The organism is Amycolatopsis sp. BJA-103 (assembly GCF_002849735.1).
Classification (GTDB): Bacteria; Actinomycetota; Actinomycetes; order Mycobacteriales; family Pseudonocardiaceae; genus Amycolatopsis.
Genome location: NZ_CP017780.1, coordinates 5008183 through 5030063, shown reverse-complemented (window position 1 = coordinate 5030063; position 21881 = coordinate 5008183). Strand labels below are relative to the sequence as shown.

Sequence of the window (21881 nt, the reverse complement as noted above, 5' to 3'; positions counted from 1 at the left end):
TCCGATGCCCAATTACACCTTCACGGTGAACGGGAAGACCGTCACCGTCGACGCTCCCGCGGATCTGCCCATGCTGTGGGCGCTGCGGGACAAGCTCGGCGTCCGCGGCCCGAAGTACGGCTGCGGGATCAACGTCTGCAAGGCCTGCACCAGTCACCTCGACGGCGAGGCGTTCAACCCGTGCGTCACGCCGGTGTCCGACTGCTCGGGCAAGGACGTCACCACCATCGAAGGCCTCGCCGACGGTGAGGACCTGCATCCGGTGCAGGAGGCATGGCTGGAGCAGGACGTCGCCCAGTGCGGCTACTGTCAGCCGGGACAGATCATGGCCGCGGTGGCGTTGCTGAAGAAGACGAAGAATCCGACGGACGCCGAGATCGACGCGATCCAGAACGTCTGCCGGTGCGGCACCTACTTCCGGATCCGCGAGGCCATCAAGAGCGCGGCCGCGAAGATGTGAATTACCGCGGGTGCGGCGAAAAGCAGATATTTTCGCCGCACCGGCGGAGCTTTTCGGCTTCGGCAGGCCACTTCCGGGTGAGTCGTGTTAGATGACCTCCCCAGGGGCTCGACGAGGAGTCCCTGCCCCGGAGGACGCCCATGCACTACAGAACAGTGCTCCGCGAAGGTTCGGCCGCCGTCGTCGCCGAACTTGCCGTCGAGGTCGAAAAACAGCTGCCAGGGCTGATCGACAGCACCGTCGGGCAGATCCGCGCCGAGATGCCGGTGTACCACGACGCGCAGTTCGTCTCCCTGGCCGAACTGCGGACCTCGGTGCGGAACAACCTCGAGTTCGTCATGCGGACCCTGCGCGGCTCGGAGGAACCCGACCTCGCGCAGGCGCGGGCGACCGGGCGCGCGCGGGCGCTGCAGGGCGCGCCGCTGCCGGAACTCCTGCGGGCGTACCGGATCGGCCTCACCGAGGTGTGGAACCGGTTCGTCGAACTGACCGCTTCGGGCGAACACCAGGATCTTCGCGGCCTCGTCGCCGCGACGTCGGCGATCTGGGCGCTGATCGACGACTACGCCGAGGCGCTGACGACGACCTATCGCGACACCACCGCCGAAGTCATGCTGGCGCACCAAAGCAGGCGCTCCGCGTTGGTCGAGGCGCTGTTCGCCGGCGGCGCCGCGACCGAGGGCACGCTGTGGGACATCGCGCGCGTGCTGGAACTCTCGCTCGACGGGACCTATGTGGTCGTCGCGGCGGAGACCCCGCGCGTCGGGCACGAACCGTTGCCCCAGATCGAAAACCGGCTCCGCGACCGGCATCACGCGTCCGCCTGGCGGCTCACCCCGGATCTTCAGGTCGGCGTCGTGTCGATGCGGGATCCGTCGGCGTCCCAGGTGATCATCGAGCTGCTGCGGGAGAACTCGATCGGCCGCATCGGCGTCAGCCCGGTGTTCACCGGTCTCGGGAACACCTCCCGCGCGCTGCACCTCGCGCGGGTCGCGCTCTCCAGCATGACGCCGGGGACGACGGGAATGGTGCAGTTCAACGAATCCCCGCTCGCCGGTCTCGTCGCCAGCGCGCCGGAGGCGTCGGTCCAGCTCGCGCACCACGTGCTGCGGCCGATCCTGGACCTGCCCGGCGACGACCGGAACGTGCTCCTGCTGACGTTGCGGGCGTGGTTCGAATGCCAGGGCTCCACGAAACTGACGTCGGAGCGGATGTTCTGCCACCCCAACACGATCCGGCATCGCCTCAAGCGGATCACCGAGGAACTGGGCCGTTCGCTGACCGATCCCGCCGACATCGCCGAGCTCGGCGCCGCCCTGCGCGCGCTCCACATGTTCCCGGACACTTCGCATTTGCCCTCGCCGCGGGATCCGCTGCGCTAGGTTTCCCTCATGGACGAGTTCGCCATCGGCGGAGACCTGCCCGTACACCGCCTCGGCTTCGGCGCCATGCGCCTGCCGACCGAATCAGGTCCCGGGCGCGAGGACGCGATCGCGGTCGCCCGGCGGGCGGTCGAACTGGGCATCACGCTGATCGACACCGCGCATCTGTACGGCGGGGGAGCCAACGAGGAACTGCTCGCCGAAGCTCTGTACCCGTATCCGGATGATCTGGTGGTCACCACCAAGGTCGGCGTCGTACAGACCGGGGGCGACTGGAAGTACGACGGGCGACCGGAATCCCTGCGCGTGCAAGTGGACGAGGGGTTGCGGCGGCTGCGCGTCGAGCGGGTAGAGCTGCTGCAACTGCACCGGATCGACCCCGAAACCCCGCTGGCCGACCAGCTCGGCGCGCTGCGGGAGCTGCGCGACGAAGGCAAGATCGGCCGGATCGGGCTGTCCGAGGTCACCGTGGACGAACTCGCGCGGGCGCGGGAGATCATGGACATCGCGAGCGTGCAGAACCGCTACAGCCTCGTGGACCGGGAGTACGAAGCGGTGCTGAACGCGTGTGAGGCGGCCGGGATCGCTTTCCTGCCTTGGCGTCCGGTGCTCGGCGCCGCGTCGAACGCCACCGCCGGGATCGCCGCCGTCGCGGAAGAACTCGGGGTGACGACGGCGCAGGTCGGGCTCGCGTGGCTGCTCGCGCGGTCGCCGGTGATCCTGCCGATCCCGGGGACGGCGAAGATCGCGCATCTGGAGGAGAACTTCGCCGCCGCCGAGGTCACGCTGACAGCCGAGCACCTGGATCGCTTGGGCTCGTGAGTGGTGATTCGGGTTGTTGAGGAAGGTCGAACGTGGCGTGTTCGTGGGCGAGGCTGGCGACGGGATGAGGGTGTCCCTCGCCGCGTCCGATGCCGAGCGGCCGTGTCGCGAAAGCCACTTTCGGGACGTCTGATGTCGCGAAAGTGGCTTTCGCGACTCTCCGGGGAGGCTGGTGTGGCCCTCACGGTGGCCGGGATTGGCGGCTTTTCGGTCGTGAGTGGCGATTCGGGTTATTGAGGGTTAAGTCAAATGTGGCGTGATCGAGCCTCTGCGATGACGGGCCCTTCGCCTGGCTGCAAAGCTGAGGGTGGCCTTCGCGGCGTGGTTCCGGAACGGCCAGCGGATGCCAGTCGTTCCCCCGAGTGTCCACAGGGGACACTCTCTGGCGGCTGCATGTCCGGTTGATAGCTCGATGTGTGGTTTGCCAGGGGGTCGTGAGTGATAAAGAGGGTTAGAACGCGCATTGCCACTCACGACCCCTGTTGCAAAGCGGGCAGATGGGAATCAAACGGACACTTGCCCGCCTGAAGGTGTCCACTGTGTACAGTCGGGATGCGGCAGGCTCTCGTCGGCCGGTCAGATTCTCGACGCTGAGGGCTCGGCGCGACCCGACAGCGAAGTCGCCACCTTTGCCTTACCCCTCAATAGAACCCGAACGCCACTCACGAGGCGAACAGTTCCCGGGTCCGCGCTTGCTCCTCGGGCGTTCCGACCGGCATCACGATCAGTTCCGTCGCACCGGCCTCTTCCAGTTCGCGGATCCGCGCCCGGACGAACTCCTCGTCTCCGGCGATCACCGAACCGCCGGGGCCGTCGACCCTGTCCCGGGTGAAAATCGCTTGGTACGCCGGGATGTTCGCCGCCATGCCGTAGGTCTCGGCGACCCAGTTCCGTGGCCCGTCGGGGTCGTCGGTGACGGAGATCAGCTGCCCGGTGACGATCCGCGGCGCCGCGCGCCCGGCGTCCGAAGCCGCTTTCGTCAGCGTCGGGACGATGTACTCCGCCAGTGAGCGCGGCCCGGCCCAGGTCGAGGCCACGCCGTCGGAGTGGGCGCCGGTGACCTTCAGCGAGAGTGGGCTCAACGCACCGACGAGGACCGAAGGCGGCTCGGCGCCGGGTGCCTCGACGGTGCCGACGGCGGTCAGCGTCTCGCCGTGCACGTCGGCCTTTCCGTGGTGCAGCAACGGGTCGAGCGCTTGCAGGTACTCGCGCAGATGCCGGACCGGACGGTCGAAGGAATAGCCGTACTGGCCTTCGATGATCGGCCGGTGACTCAGCCCGACACCGAGTGAGACCGGCGCCCCCGTGGCGGCCTGCAGCGTCAAAGCCTGTGCCGCCAAGGAAATCGGGTGACGCGAGTAAATGGGGACCACCGAGGTGCCCAGCGCGAGACCGGGGGCGGCCGCGCTCAGCGCCGTCAACGCGGTGAGCGCGTCCCAGCCGCCGCGTTGCGCGAGCCAGATCGAGTCGTAGCCGAGCCGCGCGGCTTCTTTCGCTTGCGTGACGACGTCGCCGAAGGGGACACCGATTTCGTCGAGGAGGATTCCGGTCCGCATGCGCGGCTCCCGTCAGTAAGCGCGCCGGAGGTTGGCGCGGTCGATTTCCGCGGTCGCGCGGAAGAGGGCGATGGCGCCCGGTGCCGCCGCGCGCACCTTCGCGGCGGGCGGAGTGGCCGTCGGCTGGAAGGCACGGGCGACGGTGTCGGCCAGCAGGTCGGCGGCGGCCTCGGGGTCCGCCGCCGCCGGGGCGAGCAGGAAACCGTGCAGGACGGCCTGATACGCCGTCGCCAGGTCTTCGACCTCGAGGTCGGTGCGGATCAGGCCGAGTTCGGCCTGCAGTTTCAGGTAGTCCAGGAACGCCTCGTGGTGCCGGGGATCCTGGTTGTCGTGGAGCTTGGCCGCGAGCTTGCCCAGCACGCCGGAGTCGGCGAGGTACGGCGCGTGGAGCAGGGGCCTGCGCACGACGTTGAGGAACTGGGTGCGGGTCATCCGGTGCAGCAGCGTGAGCTCCGGATCGTCTTCGATCGCCTGCGCCAGGTTCTCGATGGATCGCGCCGCTTCGCGCAGCATCACCGCGAGGAACAGCTGTTCGCGGGTTTTCCAGTGCAGGTAAAGGGTTCCCTTGCCGACGCCGGCGTGCTCGGCGACGTCTTCCACGGTCACCCGGCGGTAGCCGTGGCGCAGGAGCAGCTCCGCGGCCGCGTCGAGAATGCGTTCGGCGCGTTCCTGCCTGTCCTCGGTCACGAAGCTAGTTTATGACTGATTTTGAAATTTGGTCAAGCGATGGGCGTCGAAGTTTGGCCATGGCGGCCACGCCCAGCAGCGGCCCGATGGCCAGCACCGGTGCCGCCGCCCGCCAGCCGACGGCGTCGGCGAGCACCGGAAGGCCCTGGATGGTCAGCGCGCTGACCAGGAAACCGATCGCCGTCTGCGCGGTGAGCGCGGTGCCGACGTAGCGGGGATCCGCGGCTTCGCTCAAGGCGGCGGAGAACTGGCCGGAGTCGGCGATCGCGGCGACTCCCCAGACGAACAGCAGTGTGCCGAGTACCGCGGGAGGGGCGTCGAAGACGGACGCCGAGAGCAGGCAGCACGCACCGCTGACCGCCAGCGCCACGAGCGCGACGTCGATCCGCCCGAACCGGTCCGAGAGCGCGCCGCCGAGCAGGCAGCCGACCGCGCCGCCGACGCCGATGACGGTGAACGCGAGCAGGCTCATCGAGCTTTGTGACGCGGCCGCGGCGTAGGCGGGGATCCAGGTCCAGAACGCGTAGAGCTCCCACATGTGGCCGAAGTAGCCGAGCGCGATCAGCCGTTGCCGCCGGTCGCTCGCCATCGTGAGCAGGTAGCGCGGTTCCCAAGGAGGTGAACGCCGGGCGGCCGGGCCGACGCGGACGAAGAGCGCGGACAGCGCCGCCGCGCCGAGGGCGAGAAGGGCGGCGACGACCAGGACTGTCCGCCAGTCCGGAAGGTTCCCGGCCAGCAGATGAGGTGACGCCGAACCGAGCGCGAGCGCGGCCAGCAGCACGCCGAGCGCGAGGCCGCGGCTCTCCGGGAACCAGGACACGACGATCTTCATCCCGACCGGATAGACCCCGGCCAACGCCATCCCGGTGCCGAACCGCAGCAGGATCGCGAGCCAGAAATGGTCACCGCACAAGGGAAAGAGCAGCGTCAGGAGGGCGCCCGTCGCGGCGCTCGCGGCCAGCAGCCGCTCGGGGCGGAGCCGGTCCGCGAGGTTGGCGACGGCCGAGACGAGTGCGCCCGCCGCGAAGCCGACCTGCACCGAGGCGGTGAGCAGCACCGTGCCCTGAGTGGACAGTGCCCACTCGACACGTAAGGCGGGGACGACGCTCGACGCGGAGAACCACAGCCCCATGGCGAGGATCTGCGCGGCGGAAGTGAGCGCCAGCTGGCGCGGTGCGGAGCTGGACACGCTCGCAGGTATCGCATCCGCGAGCGGCCCGCCTCAAGTCCCGGCGCCGGTGATCACTCGAACGTGTGGCCAGGCTTGACGGCCTCCACGAGCACCCGCCGTGAGTGCGCGACGAACATCCCGTCGGCCTCGATCATCCGATGGAGTTCCGCGAGCTTGTCGCGGTACTTGTCCACTTCGAACCCCGGCACGATCCAGATCACCTTCCGGAGGAAGTGGACGACCGCGGCGAGATCGAAGAACTCCATCCGCAGTTTCGCCGGTTCGAGCCGGTCCACCCGCAGCCCGACCGCTTCCGCCTCGGCCCGCAGCACTTCGGGCGTCCAGCCGCCGTAGTCCTGCGGGCCGAGGAAGAACTCCTTGAGTTCGCGAACGGTCCCGGCGCCGATCTGTTGCGACAGAAAGGTTCCGCCCGGTCGCAGGACCCGGACGATCTCCCGCCAAGGATTCTCGATCGGATGGCGGCTGCTCACCACGTCGAAGGACTCGTCGGGGAACGGCAAAGGCGCGTCGTACTCCGCCTCGACCACCTCGCCGCCCAGCGGCGCGAGGGTTTTCCTGGCGACCTCGACGTTCGGGGGCCAGCCTTCGGTGGCGGCGAGGACCGGCGGCGGCTTCGGGATGCCCGCGAGCACCTCGCCGCCGCCGGTCTGCAGGTCCAGCCCGGCCTTCGCCGTCGCCATCCGTTCGCCGAGCAGCCGTGAGTAACCCCAAGGCGGCCGTTCCTCCGTGGCCCGGCCTTCGAACCACGAGAAATCCCAGCCTTCGACCGGGACGGCCTCTCCTTCGGTGAGCAGCTCTTCGAACGTCATGTCCGCAGTCTCGGCCCGGCCGCCCGATGGGGCAACGCGTTTTCGGGACCTGCCCCCGAACGTGCGGTCTAGGCGCCGTCGGTCGATCGCTTCCACAGGTTGATGTCGGCCTCGGTGGCGTAGCGGTCGATCTCGGCCAGCTCTTCGTTGGTGAAGTGCAGGTTCTTCAGCGCGCCGACGTTGTCCTCCAGCTGGGCGACGCTGCTCGCGCCGATCAGCACCGACGTCATCCGCGGGTCGCGCAGGCCCCACGCGAGCGCGAGCTGCGCCAGTGTCTGACCGCGCCGCTGGGCGATCTCGTTCAGCGCCCGGATCTTGCCGAGCGTGTTCTCGGTGATCGTGTCCGGGTTCAGCGACTTCCCTTGCGCGGCACGGGAGTTGTCCGGGATGCCGTCGAGGTAGCGGCTCGTCAGCATGCCCTGTGCCAGCGGCGAGAACGCGATGCAGCCCGCGCCTTCGGTCTCAAGGGTGTCGAGCAGTTTGTCGCCTTCGAGCCAGCGGTTGAACATCGAGTACGACGGCTGGTGGATCAGCAGCGGCGTGCCCAGTTCCCGCAGGAGACGCGCGGCTTCGGCGGTCTTCTCCGACGAGTACGACGAGATGCCGACGTACAGCGCGCGCCCCGAGCGGACGGCCGTGTCGAGCGCGCCGACGGTCTCCTCGAGCGGGGTCTCCGGGTCGAAGCGGTGCGAGTAGAAGATGTCGACGTAGTCCAGTCCCATCCGGCCGAGTGACTGGTCCAAAGAGGACAGCAGGTACTTGCGCGAGCCCCATTCGCCGTACGGGCCGGGCCACATGTCGTAGCCCGCCTTGGTCGAAACGACCAGCTCGTCACGGTACGGCTTGAAGTCCGACGCCAGCAGCCTGCCGAAGTTCTCCTCGGCCGAGCCGTAGGGCGGGCCGTAGTTGTTGGCGAGGTCGAAATGGGTGATGCCCAGGTCGAACGCCCGCCGGGCGATGTCCCGCTGCGTGCCCAGCGGTTTGTCGTGCCCGAAGTTGTGCCACAGGCCCAGCGAGATGGCGGGCAGCTTCAGGCCGCTGCGCCCGGTGCGGCGGTAAGGGATGCTCTCGTATCGGCCCTCGGCCGCGACATAGGTGCTCACGGGCCCGATGCTAGCCGCCGGAAGCCGCCGTGAAGAGGGCGGCGACGGACGCGAGGTGATCTTTGAACGCCGAAGGCGCCTCGACCTCGAAGGGCGCCCCGATGGCGGCGAGGATCAGCACGGGCCAGTCGAAGGTGTCGACGTTCATCGTCAGGCGGCAGGAGGTCTCGTCGATCGCCTCGAGCGCGCCGCCGATGTACCGCACCGCCGCCTCGACCCGGTCCTTCGGCGCCCCGACCCGGACGACCAGCGAATGCGTGGTCGGCCTGGCCTTGATCTGGGCTTCGACGAACTTGACCGCGTCACCGCCGGGGATCTCGCGCGGCCGGTAGCGGGCTCCGGTCGTCCGCGGCTCGGTGAGCCTGTCGACGCGGAAGGTGCGCCAGTCCACCCTGTCGAGGTCCCACGCCACCAGGTACCAGCGACGTCCGAGTGAGACGAGCCGGTGCGGCTCCACCAGCCGCGCGGACTCCTCGCCGCCTCGTGCCGCGTAGTCGAACTCGAGCCTTTCGTCGTCCCGGCAGGCCTGCGCGATCACCGTCAGGCTGGCCGCGTTGACCCGGGGGCCGGTGACGGCCGCCGGCGTCGTGTACGCCTGGAGCGCGTCGACCCGCCTGCGCAGCCGGGGCGGCATCACCTGGACGACCTTGGTCAGCGCGCGGACCGACGTCTCCTCGATGCCCTCCACCGAGCCGCCCGCCGCCGTCCGCAGGCCGACCGCGATCGCCACGGCCTCCTCGTCGTCCAGCAGCAGCGGCGGCATGACCGTGCCCGACCTCAGCTGGTAGCCGCCCGCCACGCCGCGGCTCGCGTTGACCGGATAGCCCAGCTCGCGCAGCCGTTCGACGTCGCGCCGCAGGGTCCGCTCGCTCACCTCGAGCTTGTCGCTCAGTTCGATCCCCGACCAGAAGCGGTGTGTCTGCAGCAGGGACAGCAGCCGCAGCATCCGCGCACTCGTGTTCGCCATGGATCCAGATTCGCTCCGATTCCGGTCAGAAAGTGGCCGGAATTGACTTTAGCGTTGTCCTCATGACGATGACACTGGACACCCCGAGCGGCGTGACCTCGGAAAACGCCCTCACGGAGAAGCCGTACCGCTGGCGCTGGCCCGCGCTGTTCGTGATCCTGACCGGTTCGGTCATGGAACTGCTCGACATGACCGTCACGAGCATCGCCGGACCGGTCATGCAGGCCTCGCTCGGCGGCGGCACGGCGATGATCCAGTGGCTCGGCGTCGCGTACACCCTCGCGATGGTGTCCGGCCTGCTCACCGGCGGACGGCTCGGCGACATCTTCGGCCGCAAGCGCATGTTCGTGATCGGCGCGATCGGGTTCGTCGTGGGTTCGCTGTTCTGCGCGATCGCGGTGAACCCCGAGATGATCATCGCCGCACGGGTGGTGCAGGGCCTGTTCGGCGCGGCGATGGTCCCGCAGGGCCTCGGCATGATGAAGGAGATGTTCTCCGGCAAGGAACTGCAGTCCGCGTTCGGCATGTTCGGCCCGGTCATGGGGCTCGCCGCGGTCGGCGGGCCGATCCTCGCGGGCTCGCTGGTCGACGCCGACCTCTTCGGCACCGGCTGGCGGATGATCTTCCTGATCAACCTCCCGATCGGCGCGGCGGCCGTGTTCGCCGCGCTGAAGTTCCTGCCAGCCAACCGGCCGGGCGCCTCGCTCAAGCTCGACATCCCCGGCGCGCTGCTCGCCACGACCGGTGCCCTGCTGATCGTCTTCCCGCTGGTGCAGGGCCGTGAGTACGGCTGGCCGCTGTGGATCTTCGCGATGATGGCCGCCTCGGTCGTGGTGTTCGGCGTGTTCGCGTGGTTCGAGAAGCGCAAGAGCCGTCGTGGCGGTGACCCGCTGGTCGAACCCGGCCTGTTCCGCAAGCGCAGCTTCCTCGCCGGGATGGCGACCGGGACGATCTACTTCGCGGCGTTCTCCGGCTTCGGCTTCGTGTTCGCGCTGTACCTGCAGCTCGGACTCGGTTTCTCGCCGCTCAAGGCCGGGCTTTCCGGGGTGCCGATGTCGCTGGGCATGATCGTCGGGATGGGCCTGGTGCAGGTCGTCCGCAAACACGGCCGCAAGGTGCTGCACACCGGCGCGCTGATCATGGCCGCCGGAGTGGTCGCCCTGCTGCTGATCCTCGGCCCGGAGACCGGTCCGTGGCAGCTCGCCCCCGCGCTGCTCGTGGTCGGGATCGGATCCGGGCTGATCATGGGGCCGTACTTCGAGATCGCGCTGTCCGGAGTGGAACCGTCGGAGGCCGGCTCGGCGTCGGGCGCGCTGACCTCGCTTCAGCAGGTCGGCGGCGCGCTGGGGATGGCGTTGCTGGGCACGGTGTTCTTCGACGCGGGCACCACCGATCCGACCGGCGCCGCCCAGCGGACGTTCTGGGTGGTCGCGGTGATGGTGCTGCTCACCTTCGCGGTCGGGTTCCTGCTGCCCAAGCGGATCCGCGACGTAGAGTCGGCCGGGTAGGCGATCGAGCTGGGAGGCCGCGTGGCTGGGACCGGGTACTTCACTTCCGTCGAAGACGTGACGGCGAAGCTCGCCGACACCGGCTACCTGGCTTCGGCGGCCGTCGCCACCACGGTGTTCCTCGCGGACGCCCTCGGTAAGCCGTTGCTGATCGAGGGCCCCGCGGGGGTCGGCAAGACCGAACTGGCCAAAGCGGTCGCGGAGGCGAGCGGATCCCGGCTCGTGCGGCTGCAGTGCTACGAAGGCGTCGACGAGTCCCGCGCGCTGTACGAGTGGAACCACGCGAAGCAGCTCCTCCGGATCACCGCCGGCAAGGACGAGACGTGGGACGAAGCCCGCAACGACATCTTCGGCGAAGAGTTCCTGCTGGCCAGGCCGCTGCTGACGGCGATCAAGGGCGACGAGCCGACCGTCCTGCTCATCGACGAGACCGACAAGGCCGACGTCGAGATCGAGGGTCTGCTGCTGGAGGTGCTCGGCGACTTCCAGATCACCGTCCCGGAGCTCGGCACGATCACCGCCGGCCGCAAGCCGTTCGTGGTCCTGACTTCGAACGCGACGCGGGAACTTTCCGAGGCGCTGCGGCGGCGCTGCCTGTTCCTGCACATCGATTTCCCCGACGCGGCACTGGAACAGCGCATCGTGCGGCTCAAGGTGCCGGGTGTCGACGACGCGCTCGCGGCGTCCGTGATCAAGGTGATCACCGCGCTGCGGGCGATGGAACTGCGGAAGGCGCCGTCGGTCGCCGAAACCATCGACTGGGCGCGGACCCTGCTGGCGCTCGGCGCCGACAGCCTCGGCGACGACGTCGTCCGCGCGAGCCTCGGCGTCATCCTCAAACACCAGGACGACATCGTGAAGGCGGACGCGCGGCTGGAACTCGGCAAGGTCCTCGACTCGTGAGCGGCGTGCCGGGCAGGCTCGTCGAGTTCGTGGAAGCGTTGCGGGAACACGGGATCCCGTGTGGTCCCAGCGAGACGGTCGACGCCGCCGCGGCACTCGAGGTGCTGGGCCTGGCCTCTCGCGAGCAGATGCGGGAAGGGCTCGCGGCGGCGCTGGTCCGGCGCGGCGGTCAGCGCGCGGTGTTCGACGCGACGTTCGACATCTACTTCCCGCTCGGCGTCGGCGCGCCGACGCAGGACCCGGTCGACGATCTGGCCGCGTTGCGTGACCGGCTGGCCTCGGCGCTGGCCGCCAACGACCAGGCGGAGCTGACGCAACTGGCCGGGCTCGCCGTCGACATGCTGGGGGAGTACGGCGGCACGGCGGGGAGCGGTGGCTGGTCGGCCCATCAGACGTTGGACCGGCTCCAGCCGCAGACGCTCGTGGTGCGCGTGCTCGATGCGATCCGAGCGGGCGTGCAAGAGGACTTCACCGACCGGCTCGAACGCGACGACGTCCGCCGCCGGGTCGAAGGTTTCCGCGGCCTGGTGCGCACCGAAGCACGCCGCCGGGTGGCGGAAGTCCGTGGCAGGGAACGGGTTTCGCGCCACGCCGTCCCGCCCGCCGCCGACCGCGTCGACTTCCTGCTCGCGAGCCGCGCGCAACTCGCCGAACTCCGCCGGGTCGTGCAGCCGTTGTCCCGCAAGCTCGCCACCAAGCTGGCCGCCCGGCGACGGCGGCACGCGCGCGGGCAGATCGACCTGCGCCGGACGTTGCGCCGCTCGCTGTCCACCGGCGGTGTCCCGATGCGGCCGTCGTACCGGCGGCACCGGCCGGGAAGGCCGGAAATCGTGCTGCTGTGCGACATGTCGGGTTCGGTGGCCGGGTTCGCGAACTTCACCATGCTGCTCGTCCAGGCGTTGCGGGACCAGTTCAGCAAGGTGCGGGTGTTCGCGTTCATCGACGCGTGCGACGAGATCACGCACCTCGTCGACACCGGCGCCGCCGACCCGGAGGACCTCGGCGCGCGCATCCTCGCCGACGCCGAACTCACCCGCTGGGACGGGCACAGCGATTACGGGAACGCGCTGGGCGAATTCGCCGAGCGCTACGCGGACGCCGTGGGACCCAAGACGTCCATGCTGATCCTCGGCGACGCGCGGACCAACGGCGGCGACCCGAATCTGGCCGCCGTGCGCGGAATCGCTTCCGCGGCACGGCATACGTACTGGCTCAACCCCGAACGGACGGCGCTGTGGTCCACCGGCGACTCCGAGGCGCACGCCTACGCGGAGGTCGTCGAGATGCACGAATGCCGGAACGTGCACCAGCTGACCAAACTGGTCACCCGGCTTTTGCCCGCTTAGGGCTTCAGAGCCGCTTTCCCGTAGGCGTCGGCGTTGCTGAACACTTCCTGCCCGTACTGGGCGGAGTTGTTGTAGGTCAGCACCGCGGACCACCAGCCGGCGGGCTTGCCGAGGTCGCCGCCCCGCGCGCACATGTACCGCGCCGTCGTCATCGCGGCGTCGTCGATGTTCTGCGGGTCCGGCGCGGCACCGTCACCGCTCGCGCGGACGCCGTACCGCTTCCAGGTGGCGGGTAAGAACTGCATCGGCCCGACGGCGCGATCCCACTTCGCGTCGCCGTCGAGAGCGCCCTTGTCGGTGTCGACGACCGCCAGCACACCGGGCGAGCCGTCGAGGGGGATGCCGATGATCGGCGGCGTCACGATGCCGTCCTCGCCGGCACGGGAACCGTCGTGCCGGGCGTGCTGGGACTCGGTCCGCCCGATCCCGGCGATGGTCGCCCAGGTGATGTCGCAGCGTGCGGGCGCTTTTTCGGCCGCGTTCACGTACGCCCGAAGCGGACGTCGGGGGATGTCCGTGTTCTCCGACACCTTCGCGATCCAGGCGTCCTTCGCGGGCTCCGCGGGCAGCGGCCCGGCGTCGCCGGGGATCGCCGACCGCGGTGCGGGCTTGAGCGCGGGGACCACGAACTCCGGCTTCACCGGCACCGGCTCACGGTCGTTGAGGCTGACCACGACCCAGACGGCACCGGCCACCAAGGCACCCACGACCAGGAGCGCGAGCATCACGCAGCCGCGCGGGCCGCGTCTCTTGGGCGGTGGTTGCCACTGGTCCATGAGATCCAGGGTCGAAGGGGACGAAGCGGTCACCGGCTCCACGGTACGTGACGGATGTGGAGATCTTGTGGAGCCCGCCTCCCGGGTGAGCCGGGCCACCCCTCCGGCGTCAGCGGAGCCAGGCGTCGATCTCCTGGTGCATCGCGCGCTTGAGTTCCGCGGTCGCGAAGGACGCGTCGACGGAGGCCCTGGCGAGACCGGCGAGCGCGAGGTCGTCGTAGGCGAACGCCTCCCGCGTACGCAGGAACTCGTCGGTGAGCGTGGTCCTGGTGACCGAGGGGACGTCGGTGCTGAGAGTGACCACGAGCCCGGCGTCGACCAGCCGGGGGAGCGGGTGCTCCTCGAACGACGGCACGAGCCCGAGCGTCACGTTCGAGGACGGGCAGACCTCCAGCGCGATGCCGCGTTCCCGCACTTCGGCGACCAGCGCGACGTCCTCCAGGATCCGGATGCCGTGGCCGATCCGCTCGCTGTGCCCGAGTTCGAGCGCCTCGCGGATGCTGGCCGGTCCGGCGTCCTCCCCTGCGTGGTGGATCAGGCGCAGCCCGGCCTCCGCGGCCTCGTCACAGATTCCCGCGAAGGGCGCGAGCGGGTACTTCTCCTCCCCGGCGAGGCCGATCGCGAACACCCCGTCCTGGACGTACCGGCGGGCGAGGTCGAGGGTGAGCCGGGCGCGTTCGACGGACCGGCGGCGGGAGTGGTCCAGGAGTACCCGCCAGTGGAGCCCGTGTTCGGCGGAACCGGCCGAGAGTCCTTTGAGGACGGACACCAGCGGCATGTCCGGCTCGCCGAGCCGTTCGCCGTGCGCCGCCGCGGTGAAGGTGACCTCGGCGTAGCGGACGCCGTCCGCGACCTGGTCCTCGCAGAACTCGCGCGCCACCCGTTCGAAGTCCTCCGGCCGCCGCAGGCAGGACCGCAGCAGCCCGTTGTAGTCGCCGAACGCGCGGAACCCATCGAAAACGGGTTGTTCGGCGGGTACGGCGATGCCGTTCGCCTCGCCGAGGTCACGGAGCGTGTCCGGTCGGATGGTGCTTTCGAGGTGAACGTGCAGATGCGCCTTGGGCAGCCGCGAAAGATCCCGCATGAGCCCGAACTTAGCGGGCGCCGCCGGGCCGCGCTCGCGGTTTTCCACCACGCTGAGCAGCGCGGGTATCCGAAATGAGTGATTTGGCGCGCTACGGGGAACCCCGTGACCACCACCGGTCGTTGAGCAGGACACAGACGACCCCGAGGAAAGGGACCCATCGTGGCTCTACTGCGGAAGTTGACCGCCCTGGCCGGCACCGCCGGGGCCGTGCGCGCCTACGTGCGGAAAAATCCCGAGAAGGTCTCCAAGGTCGTGAACAAGGCGGCGACCTTCGTCGACGGCAAGACCAAGGGCAAGTACCACAACCAGATCGACGGTGCGGTGCGCAAGGTCGACGGGATGACCGGACGGCCGCCCCGCCGGCCCTACGACCACTAGCTCTCCGCTGACAGCGTCTCGAGGATCTGCTCGCCGTACTTCGCGAGCTTGTTCTCGCCGACGCCGCTGACCGTCCCGAGTTCTTGCAGCGTGGCGGGCCGTTTGGTGGCGATCTGGCGCAAGGTCGCGTCGTGGAAGATCACGTACGCGGGAACCCCCTGCTCCTTCGCCGCCGCGGCTCGCCACGAGCGCAGCAGCTCGAACACCGGCGCCGCCTCGGCGGGCATGTCGGCGGCCGCCGCCTTCTTCGCACTGGACCGGGCCGCCGCCTTCGCCGCGCGCTCGGGCTCCCGCCGCAGCTGGACCTTCCGCTGCCCGTTCAGCACCTCGGAGCTGCCCTCGGTCAGCACGAGCGAGCCGTAGTCGCCCTCGACCGCCGCGAGCCCCTGCGCCAGCAGCTGCCGGACCACGGCCCGCCACTCGGGCTCCTTCAATTCCGTGCCGATCCCGAAGACCTTCAGGGAATCATGCCGGTGCTGGGTCACCTTCGGCGTCGACTTGCCGAGCAGGATGTCGATGATCTGCCCCGCGCCGAACTTCTGCCGCCGTTCGTTCTGCAGCCGGACGATGGTGGAGAGGAGCTTCTGCGCCGGGATCGTGCCGTCCCAGGTCTCCGGCGGTGCCAGGCAGGTGTCACAGTTGCCGCACGGCTCACTCTTCTGCCCGAAGTAGCTCAAGACCTGCACACGACGGCATTCGACCGTCTCGCACAGCGCCAGCATCGCGTTGAGATGGGCGCTCTGCGACCGTTTGTGCGCCTCGGATCCCTCCGACATGTCGATCATCTTGCGTTGCTGGACGACGTCCTGGAGCCCGTACGCCAGCCACGCCGTCGACGGCAGCCCGTCACGGCCCGCGCGGCCTGTCTCCTGGTAGTAGCCCTCGACGGACTTCGGCAGGTCCAGATGCGCGACGAACCGCACGTCCGGCTTGTCGATGCCCATGCCGAACGCGATCGTCGCGACGACGGTCAGCCCGTCCTCGCGCAGGAAGCGCGACTGATGTTTCGCGCGTGTCCGCGCGTCCAGCCCGGCGTGATAGGGCACCGCCGGGATCCCGTTCTCCACCAGGAAATCCGCGGTCTTCTCGACCGAGTTCCTCGACAGGCAGTAGACGATTCCCGCGTCGCCCTTGTGCTCGGTGCGCAGCAGTTCGAGCAACTGGCGTTGCGGTGAGTTCTTGCCGATGATCCGGTACTGGATGTTCGGCCGGTCGAAGCTCGCGACGAAGTGCCGCGCGTCCTCGAGGTTGAGCCGGGACGCGATCTCGGCGTGCGTCGTGGCGGTGGCGGTGGCGGTGAGCGCGATCCTCGGCACGTCCGGCCAGCGCTCGTGCACCGCGGACAGCATCAGGTAGTCGGGCCGGAAGTCGTGGCCCCACTGGGAGACGCAGTGCGCCTCGTCGATCGCGAACAGCGAGATCTTGCCGCGGTCGAGCAGCCGCACGGTCGCTTCGACCGAAAGCCGTTCCGGCGCCAGATACAGCAGGTCCAGCTCACCGGAGAGGAACGCGGCCTCGACCCGGTTGCGCTCGGCGTAGTCCTGCGTCGAGTTGAGGAATCCCGCGCGCACGCCGAGGTTCCGCAGCGCGTCGACCTGGTCCTGCATCAGCGCGATCAGGGGTGAGATCACCACGCCGACACCCGGCCGTACCAGGGCGGGGATCTGGTAGCAGAGTGACTTCCCGCCGCCGGTGGGCATGAGAACGAGCGCGTCACCGCCTGCGATGACGTGTTCGACGATGGCGTGCTGGTCACCGCGGAAGTCGTCGTAGCCGAAGACGCGGTTCAGCGTTTCGAGGGCTTCCGAGGTACCGATGTCGGGGGCTGCCACCCGGACGATTCTAGGGGCGGGGTCCGACAGTCGACGCGGCCGCGCACCTCAGCGGGGGAAGTCCCAGTCCAGCGCCCGGTTTTCGGTGACGACCGGCCGGTAGCCGCCCACGACCGTCCCGCCGGTTTCGAGTGCTGTCGCGGTCTGCTCCAGCAGTTCGGTCAGGGTGGCGGGCCACCGGTCGAAGTTCACCGATCCCTCGTGGTCCCATTCGCCGAGCCGGCCGGTGCCGGCGCGCTGGTCGAGGAACAGCCCGTCGCCGCCGCCGCTGACGGCGACGGGCACGAATCGCCCGTGCCACCAGTGTCCGACGCTCTCGTCCCCGGTCGACTGCAGCACCTCGCACATGACCTTCGCCTGGCCCGCGACGGTTTCCGTGGAAGCGGGGTAGTTGAACGGCGGAAGACTGAAGCTTTCGCCGATGTCCGTGACGCCGTCGTGCCGCAGAAGCGAGGCGATGAGCTCGGCGGGGAGGGTGACGCCGACCCGCTTCTGCGTCTCCGCGATCCGCTCGATCGTCGCGGGCGGGCGGAGGCTCGCCGCCGACGTCGGCGCCTTGGCCCTGAGCCACCGTTCGACACGGTCCCAGGCGGCATCCACCCGGCGGGTGACGGCTTCGGGGACCGGTTCGAGGGCCGGGCCCCGACCGGGACGGCAACCGCTGTCGACGGTCAACGTCGGCCGCGTCGTGGGCGGGGGCGCGGCGGTCGAATAGGACGGCATCGCCGGTGTCGTCGGTGTGATCCACGGGGGCGGCTCCGAGGAGAGCCACAGCGTCGTCGCCTTGCCATGCCCGCTCCGCGCCGTGACCGCGAAAACGAGACTCAGCACGATGACGATGCTCGCGACGGCGATCACCGCCGCGCGCCCCCGGCCCTTGCGCATGGGCGGCAGACTATCCGGTCTCTTCGGCGGCCTTGCGTCGTTCGCGGCGACCGCGCGCGATCTCGGTGGCGAGCGCGTCGAGCGGACCGGTCCAGAATCGCCGGTACTGCTCCAGCCAGCCGTCGATCTCCTTGAGCGGGCCGGGATCCACCGAGTACAGCCGTCGCGCGCCCTCGGCGCGGACGGTGGTGAAGCCGTTCTCGCGCAGGACGCGCAGATGCTGGGAGACCGCGGGTTGCGAGATCCCGAATTCGGCGCGGACCACCGAGGTCACGTCGCCGGAACTCAGTTCCCCGCCCGCCAGCAGTTCCAGGATCCGGCGGCGCACCGGATCCCCCAGGACGTCGAACGCGTGCATCCGGCAACTATCACGGCCTGGGCTTATATAAGTCAAGGTTGCAAGGCTGAGGTCACCTCGCGGTGGCATCGCGGGCCCCAGACGTCGGAAGGGGAATCGATGAAACCGGCCGAAGTGGTGGCCGACGGATTCGGCCGTGTCCAGGAGGTCGTGCACGAGGCGGTCGAGGGCCTGGACGCCGGGCAACTGGTCGCGAGCCGGTCGCCTGCCTCGGCGAAGCCGACCTCGACCGGATCGTCGACGACGCGTGGGATCCGCCCGTCACCCTCGGGGTTCGCCTGGTCAGCGTGCTTTCCGACGACCTCCAGCACGCCGGGCAGGCCGCGTACGTCCGGGGGCTCGTACTCCGCGATACGTAGGCGAGGTGCCGCTCCTCGACGGACGACGGGAGCGCCGCGCGCGGAAACACTGGTCGCATGAGTACTTCCACAGTGCGGCGACCGCCGACGACGCTCACCCCGCGGTGGCGGAAACTCGTCCTCGTCGTCCATGTCGTCTCGTCCCTCGGCTGGCTCGGGATCACCATGGTGAACACGGTGCTGACCTTCACCTCCGTGTTCACCGACGATCCCCGGCGCCAGCACGCGGCCATCCTGATGATGGACCAGGTCGGCGGCTATCTCCTGCTGCCGGTCAGCCTGACCGCCCTGGTCAGCGGGATCGTGCTCGGCGTCGGCACGAAATGGGGGCTGGTCCGGTACAAGTGGGTCGCGATCAAACTGGTGCTGACCCTGATCGCGGTCGGGCTGACGGTGTTCTCCCTGCTGCCGGGACTCCGGGAACTGGCGGCGGCCGCCGAGTCCACTATGGACGGTGCGTTCGTCGACCTGGGCCGTCGCGTGGACGGGTTCTATCCGATCATCGTGTCCACGACGATGTACCTGACCATGACCGTCCTGTCGGTGTACAAGCCAGGCGGGAAGACGGCTTACGGCCGCCGGGTGACCGCCACGCGGGTCCGCGAACGCCAGCCTGCTTAGAACTGTTCGAGGGCCTCGTCGATCCGCGCCGCTTCGCCGCGCAGATCGTCCAGGGTGGTCTGGGCGGCGGCGGTGTCACCGTTCGTCGCCTCTTCCTCGAGCTCGGCGTCGGCGAGCCGCTGCCGGAGATCGTTCGCCTTCTCCGTGACCTTCTCGGCCCGGCGTTCTGCGCGGGCGAGGTCGATTTCGGCCTGCTTGCAGGCCTTCGCGAGATCGGCCGCCTCGCGCCGGAGCCGGTTGAACTCCGCCACCCGCTTCTGCTCGCGTTCGGCCTCCTCGCGAGCCTTGGCGGTGTGCTCTTGCTCGGCCTTTTCGGCGGCCTTCCGTTTTGCCTTCCGCCGATCGTCCAAATGCGACACGGTGGCGGGCTTTTCCCGCTCCGGCGCGGGTTCTCGCCTCGGTTGCGGGGTGAACCCACTGGTCAGCCATTGGTCGCCGGCACTGTCCGCGCCGCTGCTCAACCGCCCGGCCAGCGCGAGCGCGGCCACCTCGGGATCCGCGACGACGGCTTCGAGGGTCGCTTCGACTTCACGGGCGACGGGCTCGCTCATCGCGCGTTCGCCCCGCAGGATCCGGTTCACCAGGTCCTGACGCTGCCGGGTGAGCTTGCGCAGGTCCGCGCCCGCCAGCGCCGAATGCGCGCGCCGCAGATCCTCGCCGAGTCGGGCCAGCTCCTCCAGTTCGGGGGAACCGGCCCGGCGGTTGAGGATGGTGGCCGCGAGCGTGGGCTTCCGGAGCGCACGGATACGTTCGGCCAAGGCGGCGTCGCCCGCGACCTTGGCCTCCTTCGCCCGCTGATTGCGCACCGACACGAAAACGGCCGGATCGCCCGCGTAGAGCTCGTCCGCGACCTCGTCGAACTCCATCGTCCTCCGCTGGGTCCGTAGCCGAAAACCTCGTCCGACGAGGATCCCACGAAACTTCGGCGCTCTCATCTTTTCGAGGTTGTTTGTCAGGATCCGATGGATCGACGCTTCACGAGCGGAGCCGCCCGCACTCCGGATTACCCGGAGCCGATCGGACCAAGGGTGGATCGGCACTTTGGAGGTGGCGCACCCCCTTCCGCGGAACAACGATGAGTACGAGTCCTGGGGGAGTCCTTCGCTGGAGGTACGAATGTCGATCACCGAACGCGTCCCCGTTTCCCCGCGATCGACCTTTCTCGGCTCCGGACCGTATCCGGAACACCGGTGGCGTGTGGTCTGCTGGTCCGTCCTCGCCGGTTTCGCGCTGACGGTGATCTGGTCGGCACCCTTTGTGGACAGTGTGATCGGTGACAGCGTGGCCAACACCCTCCTGGGGCACAACGCCAAGGAGACCCCGATCGGCGGTGTGCTCGCCGGGACGTTCTTCGCGTTCGTTTCGGGGCTCGCCGGTACGTTCACCGCGTGCAACATCGCCGCGTTCGGTGCGGTCGCCCCGCTTGTCGGCGGAGAGACCTCCGGGCGGCCGAAGTTCGTCGACACCTTGAAGCCGCTGGCCTGGATCGCGGCGGGCATGCTGACCGTTTCCGTGGTGTACGGCGTCATCGTCGCCCTCGTCGGAACCCGGATGCCGCAGTTCTCCACCGCTTCGTCGCCGGGCGGGCTCACACCGCGGAACATCCAGTCGATGATCGTCTACGGCGTGATCGGGATCGTGTTCATCGTGCTGGGCCTCGCTTCCGTCGGCATCGTCCGCAACCCGATCGCCGGCCTCACCCGCCGGTTCCCGCCGGCGCCGCTCGTCCTGATGGGCGTGCTCATCGGCGGATTCCTCGTCGGCAGGCCGTTCCCGCTGTTCCGGATGATGTTCCGCAGCGCCGCCGAAAGCCACAACGTCTTCTACGGCGCTGCCGCGTTCGCCCTCCAGTCGGTCGGCAACATCCTGGTGATGGCGCTGTTGTTCCTGCTGCTCACGCACGGCACGGGCGGGCGGCTGCAGCGGTGGATGCTCGCCAAGCCCGCCAGGATCGCCGTGGTGACCGGCGCCGCGCTGCTGGTCGCGGGCACGTTCACGCTGCTGTACTGGGACCTGCGGGTACTGGGCCGGACCGGCGTCATCTGGTACCCGACGATCACGTGGTGAAAAGGCGCGCCAGTACCTGCTCCACCGAATCCTGAAGGCACCTCGCCGCGTCCTCCCGGCCGGCGAGGTGTTTCAGCAGGCCTTGCTGGAACAGGCCGTCGAAGAGCGCGTACGTCGTCGACGGTGTGAGATCCAGCGGCTTGTCCAGTAGCTCCGCGTACCGGGCGACGATCCGCCAGATCATCAGTTCGAGTGTCTCGTCGATGGCGAGCACGTCGGCCCGGAACACCTTCTCGAACAGGCTTTGGTTGCGCAGGTCGTACCAGAGCCGATGCAGCCTGGCGTCTTCGCGCAGGGTGGACGCCGACGCGGCGCCGAAGGCCTGTTTCAGTTCTTCGGCCGTTTCCGCGGTCTCGACTATCCGGTCGTACCGGGTGACGCATTCGGCCTTGTACTGTTTGACGCAGTAGGTGATCAGCTCGACCTTGTTCCGGAAGTAGTAGTGCAGGACCCCGTGGGAGAACTCGGAGTTCTGCGCGATCTCCCGGAGGCTCGTGCGCGCGTAGCCCAGTTCGGACAGCGTGACCAGCGCCGACATCGCCAGCTGCGCGCGCCGTTGATCGAATCTGTCCACCTGGCGGGTGTGGTCACCGCTGCGGTCCGCCACGTCGGTCACAGTTCCCGGTTCCCGTCGTCTCGGGTGCCCGCCGGCCACGAGCACATCGTCGGATTCTAGCCCCGGAAAGGGTTTTCTTGCGTCCGACAGAATTTATTCGAGCCACTCGGTGATGAAATGGTCGCTGGTCATCCCGCCACCTTGACCCCGGTCACGGCCGCCGTGGG

General features: G+C 69.1%; 22 protein-coding genes and 1 pseudogene. 10 read left to right on the top strand and 13 right to left on the bottom strand.

The genetic code is table 11. From position 1 onward, the window contains the following. The first annotated feature begins 4 nt into the window (after nucleotides 1-4). From BKN51_RS21690 to BKN51_RS21680, 3 genes are all read left to right on the top strand, one after another. Nucleotides 5-460 carry a (2Fe-2S)-binding protein gene (locus BKN51_RS21690; RefSeq protein ID WP_005155104.1) on the top strand — a complete coding sequence of 152 codons (456 nt, stop codon included), beginning with the start codon at nucleotides 5-7 and terminating at the stop codon, nucleotides 458-460. A 140-nt stretch (nucleotides 461-600) separates the two neighbouring features. Beyond that, nucleotides 601-1842: a PucR family transcriptional regulator gene (locus BKN51_RS21685; protein ID WP_101609362.1), complete on the top strand. Its 1242-nt coding sequence runs from the start codon at nucleotides 601-603 to the stop codon at nucleotides 1840-1842. A 9-nt stretch (nucleotides 1843-1851) separates the two neighbouring features. Beyond that, the gene (locus tag BKN51_RS21680) at nucleotides 1852-2664 is read left to right on the top strand and encodes an aldo/keto reductase (protein ID WP_101609361.1); all 813 of its coding nucleotides are present in this window, start codon (nucleotides 1852-1854) and stop codon (nucleotides 2662-2664) included. Nucleotides 2665-3326: 662 nt separating this feature from the next. Here the strand turns inward: BKN51_RS21680 and BKN51_RS21675 are convergent. From BKN51_RS21675 to BKN51_RS21650, 6 genes are all read right to left on the bottom strand, one after another. Beyond that, a complete protein-coding gene (locus BKN51_RS21675) occupies nucleotides 3327-4220 on the bottom strand; it encodes a TIGR03564 family F420-dependent LLM class oxidoreductase (RefSeq protein WP_101609360.1) in 894 nt (297 codons plus the stop codon). Between the two features lie 12 nt (nucleotides 4221-4232). Continuing rightward, a complete protein-coding gene (locus BKN51_RS21670) occupies nucleotides 4233-4907 on the bottom strand; it encodes a TetR/AcrR family transcriptional regulator (RefSeq protein WP_101609359.1) in 675 nt (224 codons plus the stop codon). 4 nt (nucleotides 4908-4911) lie between these two features. Continuing rightward, complete coding sequence (locus tag BKN51_RS21665; RefSeq protein ID WP_199193059.1) at nucleotides 4912-6096, bottom strand: MFS transporter; 1185 nt, start codon at nucleotides 6094-6096, stop codon at nucleotides 4912-4914. Between the two features lie 53 nt (nucleotides 6097-6149). Then, the gene (locus BKN51_RS21660; RefSeq protein WP_101609358.1) at nucleotides 6150-6908 is read right to left on the bottom strand and encodes a class I SAM-dependent methyltransferase; all 759 of its coding nucleotides are present in this window, start codon (nucleotides 6906-6908) and stop codon (nucleotides 6150-6152) included. 68 nt (nucleotides 6909-6976) lie between these two features. Continuing rightward, nucleotides 6977-8011, bottom strand: coding sequence for an L-glyceraldehyde 3-phosphate reductase (gene mgrA / locus BKN51_RS21655; RefSeq protein WP_101609357.1), 1035 nt, complete (start codon nucleotides 8009-8011; stop codon nucleotides 6977-6979). 10 nt (nucleotides 8012-8021) lie between these two features. After that, complete coding sequence (locus BKN51_RS21650) at nucleotides 8022-8978, bottom strand: helix-turn-helix transcriptional regulator (RefSeq protein ID WP_233223694.1); 957 nt, start codon at nucleotides 8976-8978, stop codon at nucleotides 8022-8024. A gap of 62 nt (nucleotides 8979-9040) precedes the next feature. On the opposite strand from BKN51_RS21650, the gene BKN51_RS21645 reads away from it, so the two are divergent. Genes BKN51_RS21645 through BKN51_RS21635 form a run of 3 tightly spaced genes read left to right on the top strand, consistent with a single transcriptional unit; the run spans nucleotide 9041 to nucleotide 12735 of the window. Then, nucleotides 9041-10486 (top strand): MFS transporter, encoded by a 1446-nt coding sequence (locus tag BKN51_RS21645; RefSeq protein WP_101609355.1) that lies wholly within the window; start codon nucleotides 9041-9043, stop codon nucleotides 10484-10486. Nucleotides 10487-10507: 21 nt separating this feature from the next. After that, nucleotides 10508-11389 carry an AAA family ATPase gene (locus BKN51_RS21640; protein WP_101609354.1) on the top strand — a complete coding sequence of 294 codons (882 nt, stop codon included), beginning with the start codon at nucleotides 10508-10510 and terminating at the stop codon, nucleotides 11387-11389. Beyond that, entirely contained in the window at nucleotides 11386-12735 is a 1350-nt protein-coding gene (locus tag BKN51_RS21635; RefSeq protein ID WP_101609353.1) for a vWA domain-containing protein, read from the top strand. Before BKN51_RS21640 ends, BKN51_RS21635 begins: the two co-directional genes overlap by 4 nt. On the opposite strand, the gene BKN51_RS21630 is transcribed toward BKN51_RS21635, so the two are convergent. After that, nucleotides 12732-13544, bottom strand: a complete 813-nt coding sequence (locus tag BKN51_RS21630) for a lytic murein transglycosylase (RefSeq protein ID WP_233223686.1) — start codon at nucleotides 13542-13544, stop codon at nucleotides 12732-12734. The two genes, BKN51_RS21635 and BKN51_RS21630, sit on opposite strands and share 4 nt — an antisense overlap. A gap of 76 nt (nucleotides 13545-13620) precedes the next feature. Further along, nucleotides 13621-14595, bottom strand: a complete 975-nt coding sequence (gene add, locus BKN51_RS21625) for an adenosine deaminase (protein WP_101613371.1) — start codon at nucleotides 14593-14595, stop codon at nucleotides 13621-13623. Between the two features lie 162 nt (nucleotides 14596-14757). On the opposite strand from add, the gene BKN51_RS21620 reads away from it, so the two are divergent. Continuing rightward, entirely contained in the window at nucleotides 14758-14976 is a 219-nt protein-coding gene (locus BKN51_RS21620) for an antitoxin (protein ID WP_101609351.1), read from the top strand. On the opposite strand, the gene recQ is transcribed toward BKN51_RS21620, so the two are convergent. The 3 genes from recQ to BKN51_RS21605 are packed head-to-tail and all read right to left on the bottom strand — an operon-like array spanning nucleotide 14973 to nucleotide 18051. Continuing rightward, the gene (gene recQ, locus BKN51_RS21615; RefSeq protein WP_101609350.1) at nucleotides 14973-16808 is read right to left on the bottom strand and encodes a DNA helicase RecQ; all 1836 of its coding nucleotides are present in this window, start codon (nucleotides 16806-16808) and stop codon (nucleotides 14973-14975) included. The genes BKN51_RS21620 and recQ overlap by 4 nt on opposite strands. A 48-nt stretch (nucleotides 16809-16856) precedes the next feature. Continuing rightward, nucleotides 16857-17693 carry an SMI1/KNR4 family protein gene (locus BKN51_RS21610; RefSeq protein WP_101609349.1) on the bottom strand — a complete coding sequence of 279 codons (837 nt, stop codon included), beginning with the start codon at nucleotides 17691-17693 and terminating at the stop codon, nucleotides 16857-16859. A 10-nt stretch (nucleotides 17694-17703) separates the two neighbouring features. Next, nucleotides 17704-18051 (bottom strand): ArsR/SmtB family transcription factor, encoded by a 348-nt coding sequence (locus BKN51_RS21605; protein WP_101609348.1) that lies wholly within the window; start codon nucleotides 18049-18051, stop codon nucleotides 17704-17706. A 200-nt stretch (nucleotides 18052-18251) separates the two neighbouring features. Here BKN51_RS21605 and BKN51_RS44985 point away from each other — a divergent pair. After that, a pseudogene (locus BKN51_RS44985) lies at nucleotides 18252-18410 on the top strand (mycothiol transferase); the annotation flags it as partial. A 57-nt stretch (nucleotides 18411-18467) separates the two neighbouring features. Beyond that, on the top strand, nucleotides 18468-19031 hold the full coding sequence (locus BKN51_RS21595) for a hypothetical protein (protein ID WP_233223665.1): 564 nt from the start codon (nucleotides 18468-18470) through the stop codon (nucleotides 19029-19031). On the opposite strand, the gene BKN51_RS21590 is transcribed toward BKN51_RS21595, so the two are convergent. Continuing rightward, the gene (locus BKN51_RS21590) at nucleotides 19028-19897 is read right to left on the bottom strand and encodes a hypothetical protein (RefSeq protein ID WP_101609346.1); all 870 of its coding nucleotides are present in this window, start codon (nucleotides 19895-19897) and stop codon (nucleotides 19028-19030) included. The two genes, BKN51_RS21595 and BKN51_RS21590, sit on opposite strands and share 4 nt — an antisense overlap. 250 nt (nucleotides 19898-20147) lie before the next feature. Between BKN51_RS21590 and BKN51_RS21585 the strand changes: the two genes are divergently transcribed. Further along, a complete protein-coding gene (locus BKN51_RS21585) occupies nucleotides 20148-21098 on the top strand; it encodes a hypothetical protein (RefSeq protein ID WP_101609345.1) in 951 nt (316 codons plus the stop codon). Here BKN51_RS21585 and BKN51_RS21580 read toward each other — a convergent pair. Next, nucleotides 21088-21714 (bottom strand): TetR/AcrR family transcriptional regulator, encoded by a 627-nt coding sequence (locus BKN51_RS21580; protein ID WP_101609344.1) that lies wholly within the window; start codon nucleotides 21712-21714, stop codon nucleotides 21088-21090. The two genes, BKN51_RS21585 and BKN51_RS21580, sit on opposite strands and share 11 nt — an antisense overlap. Nucleotides 21715-21881: the final 167 nt, after the last annotated feature.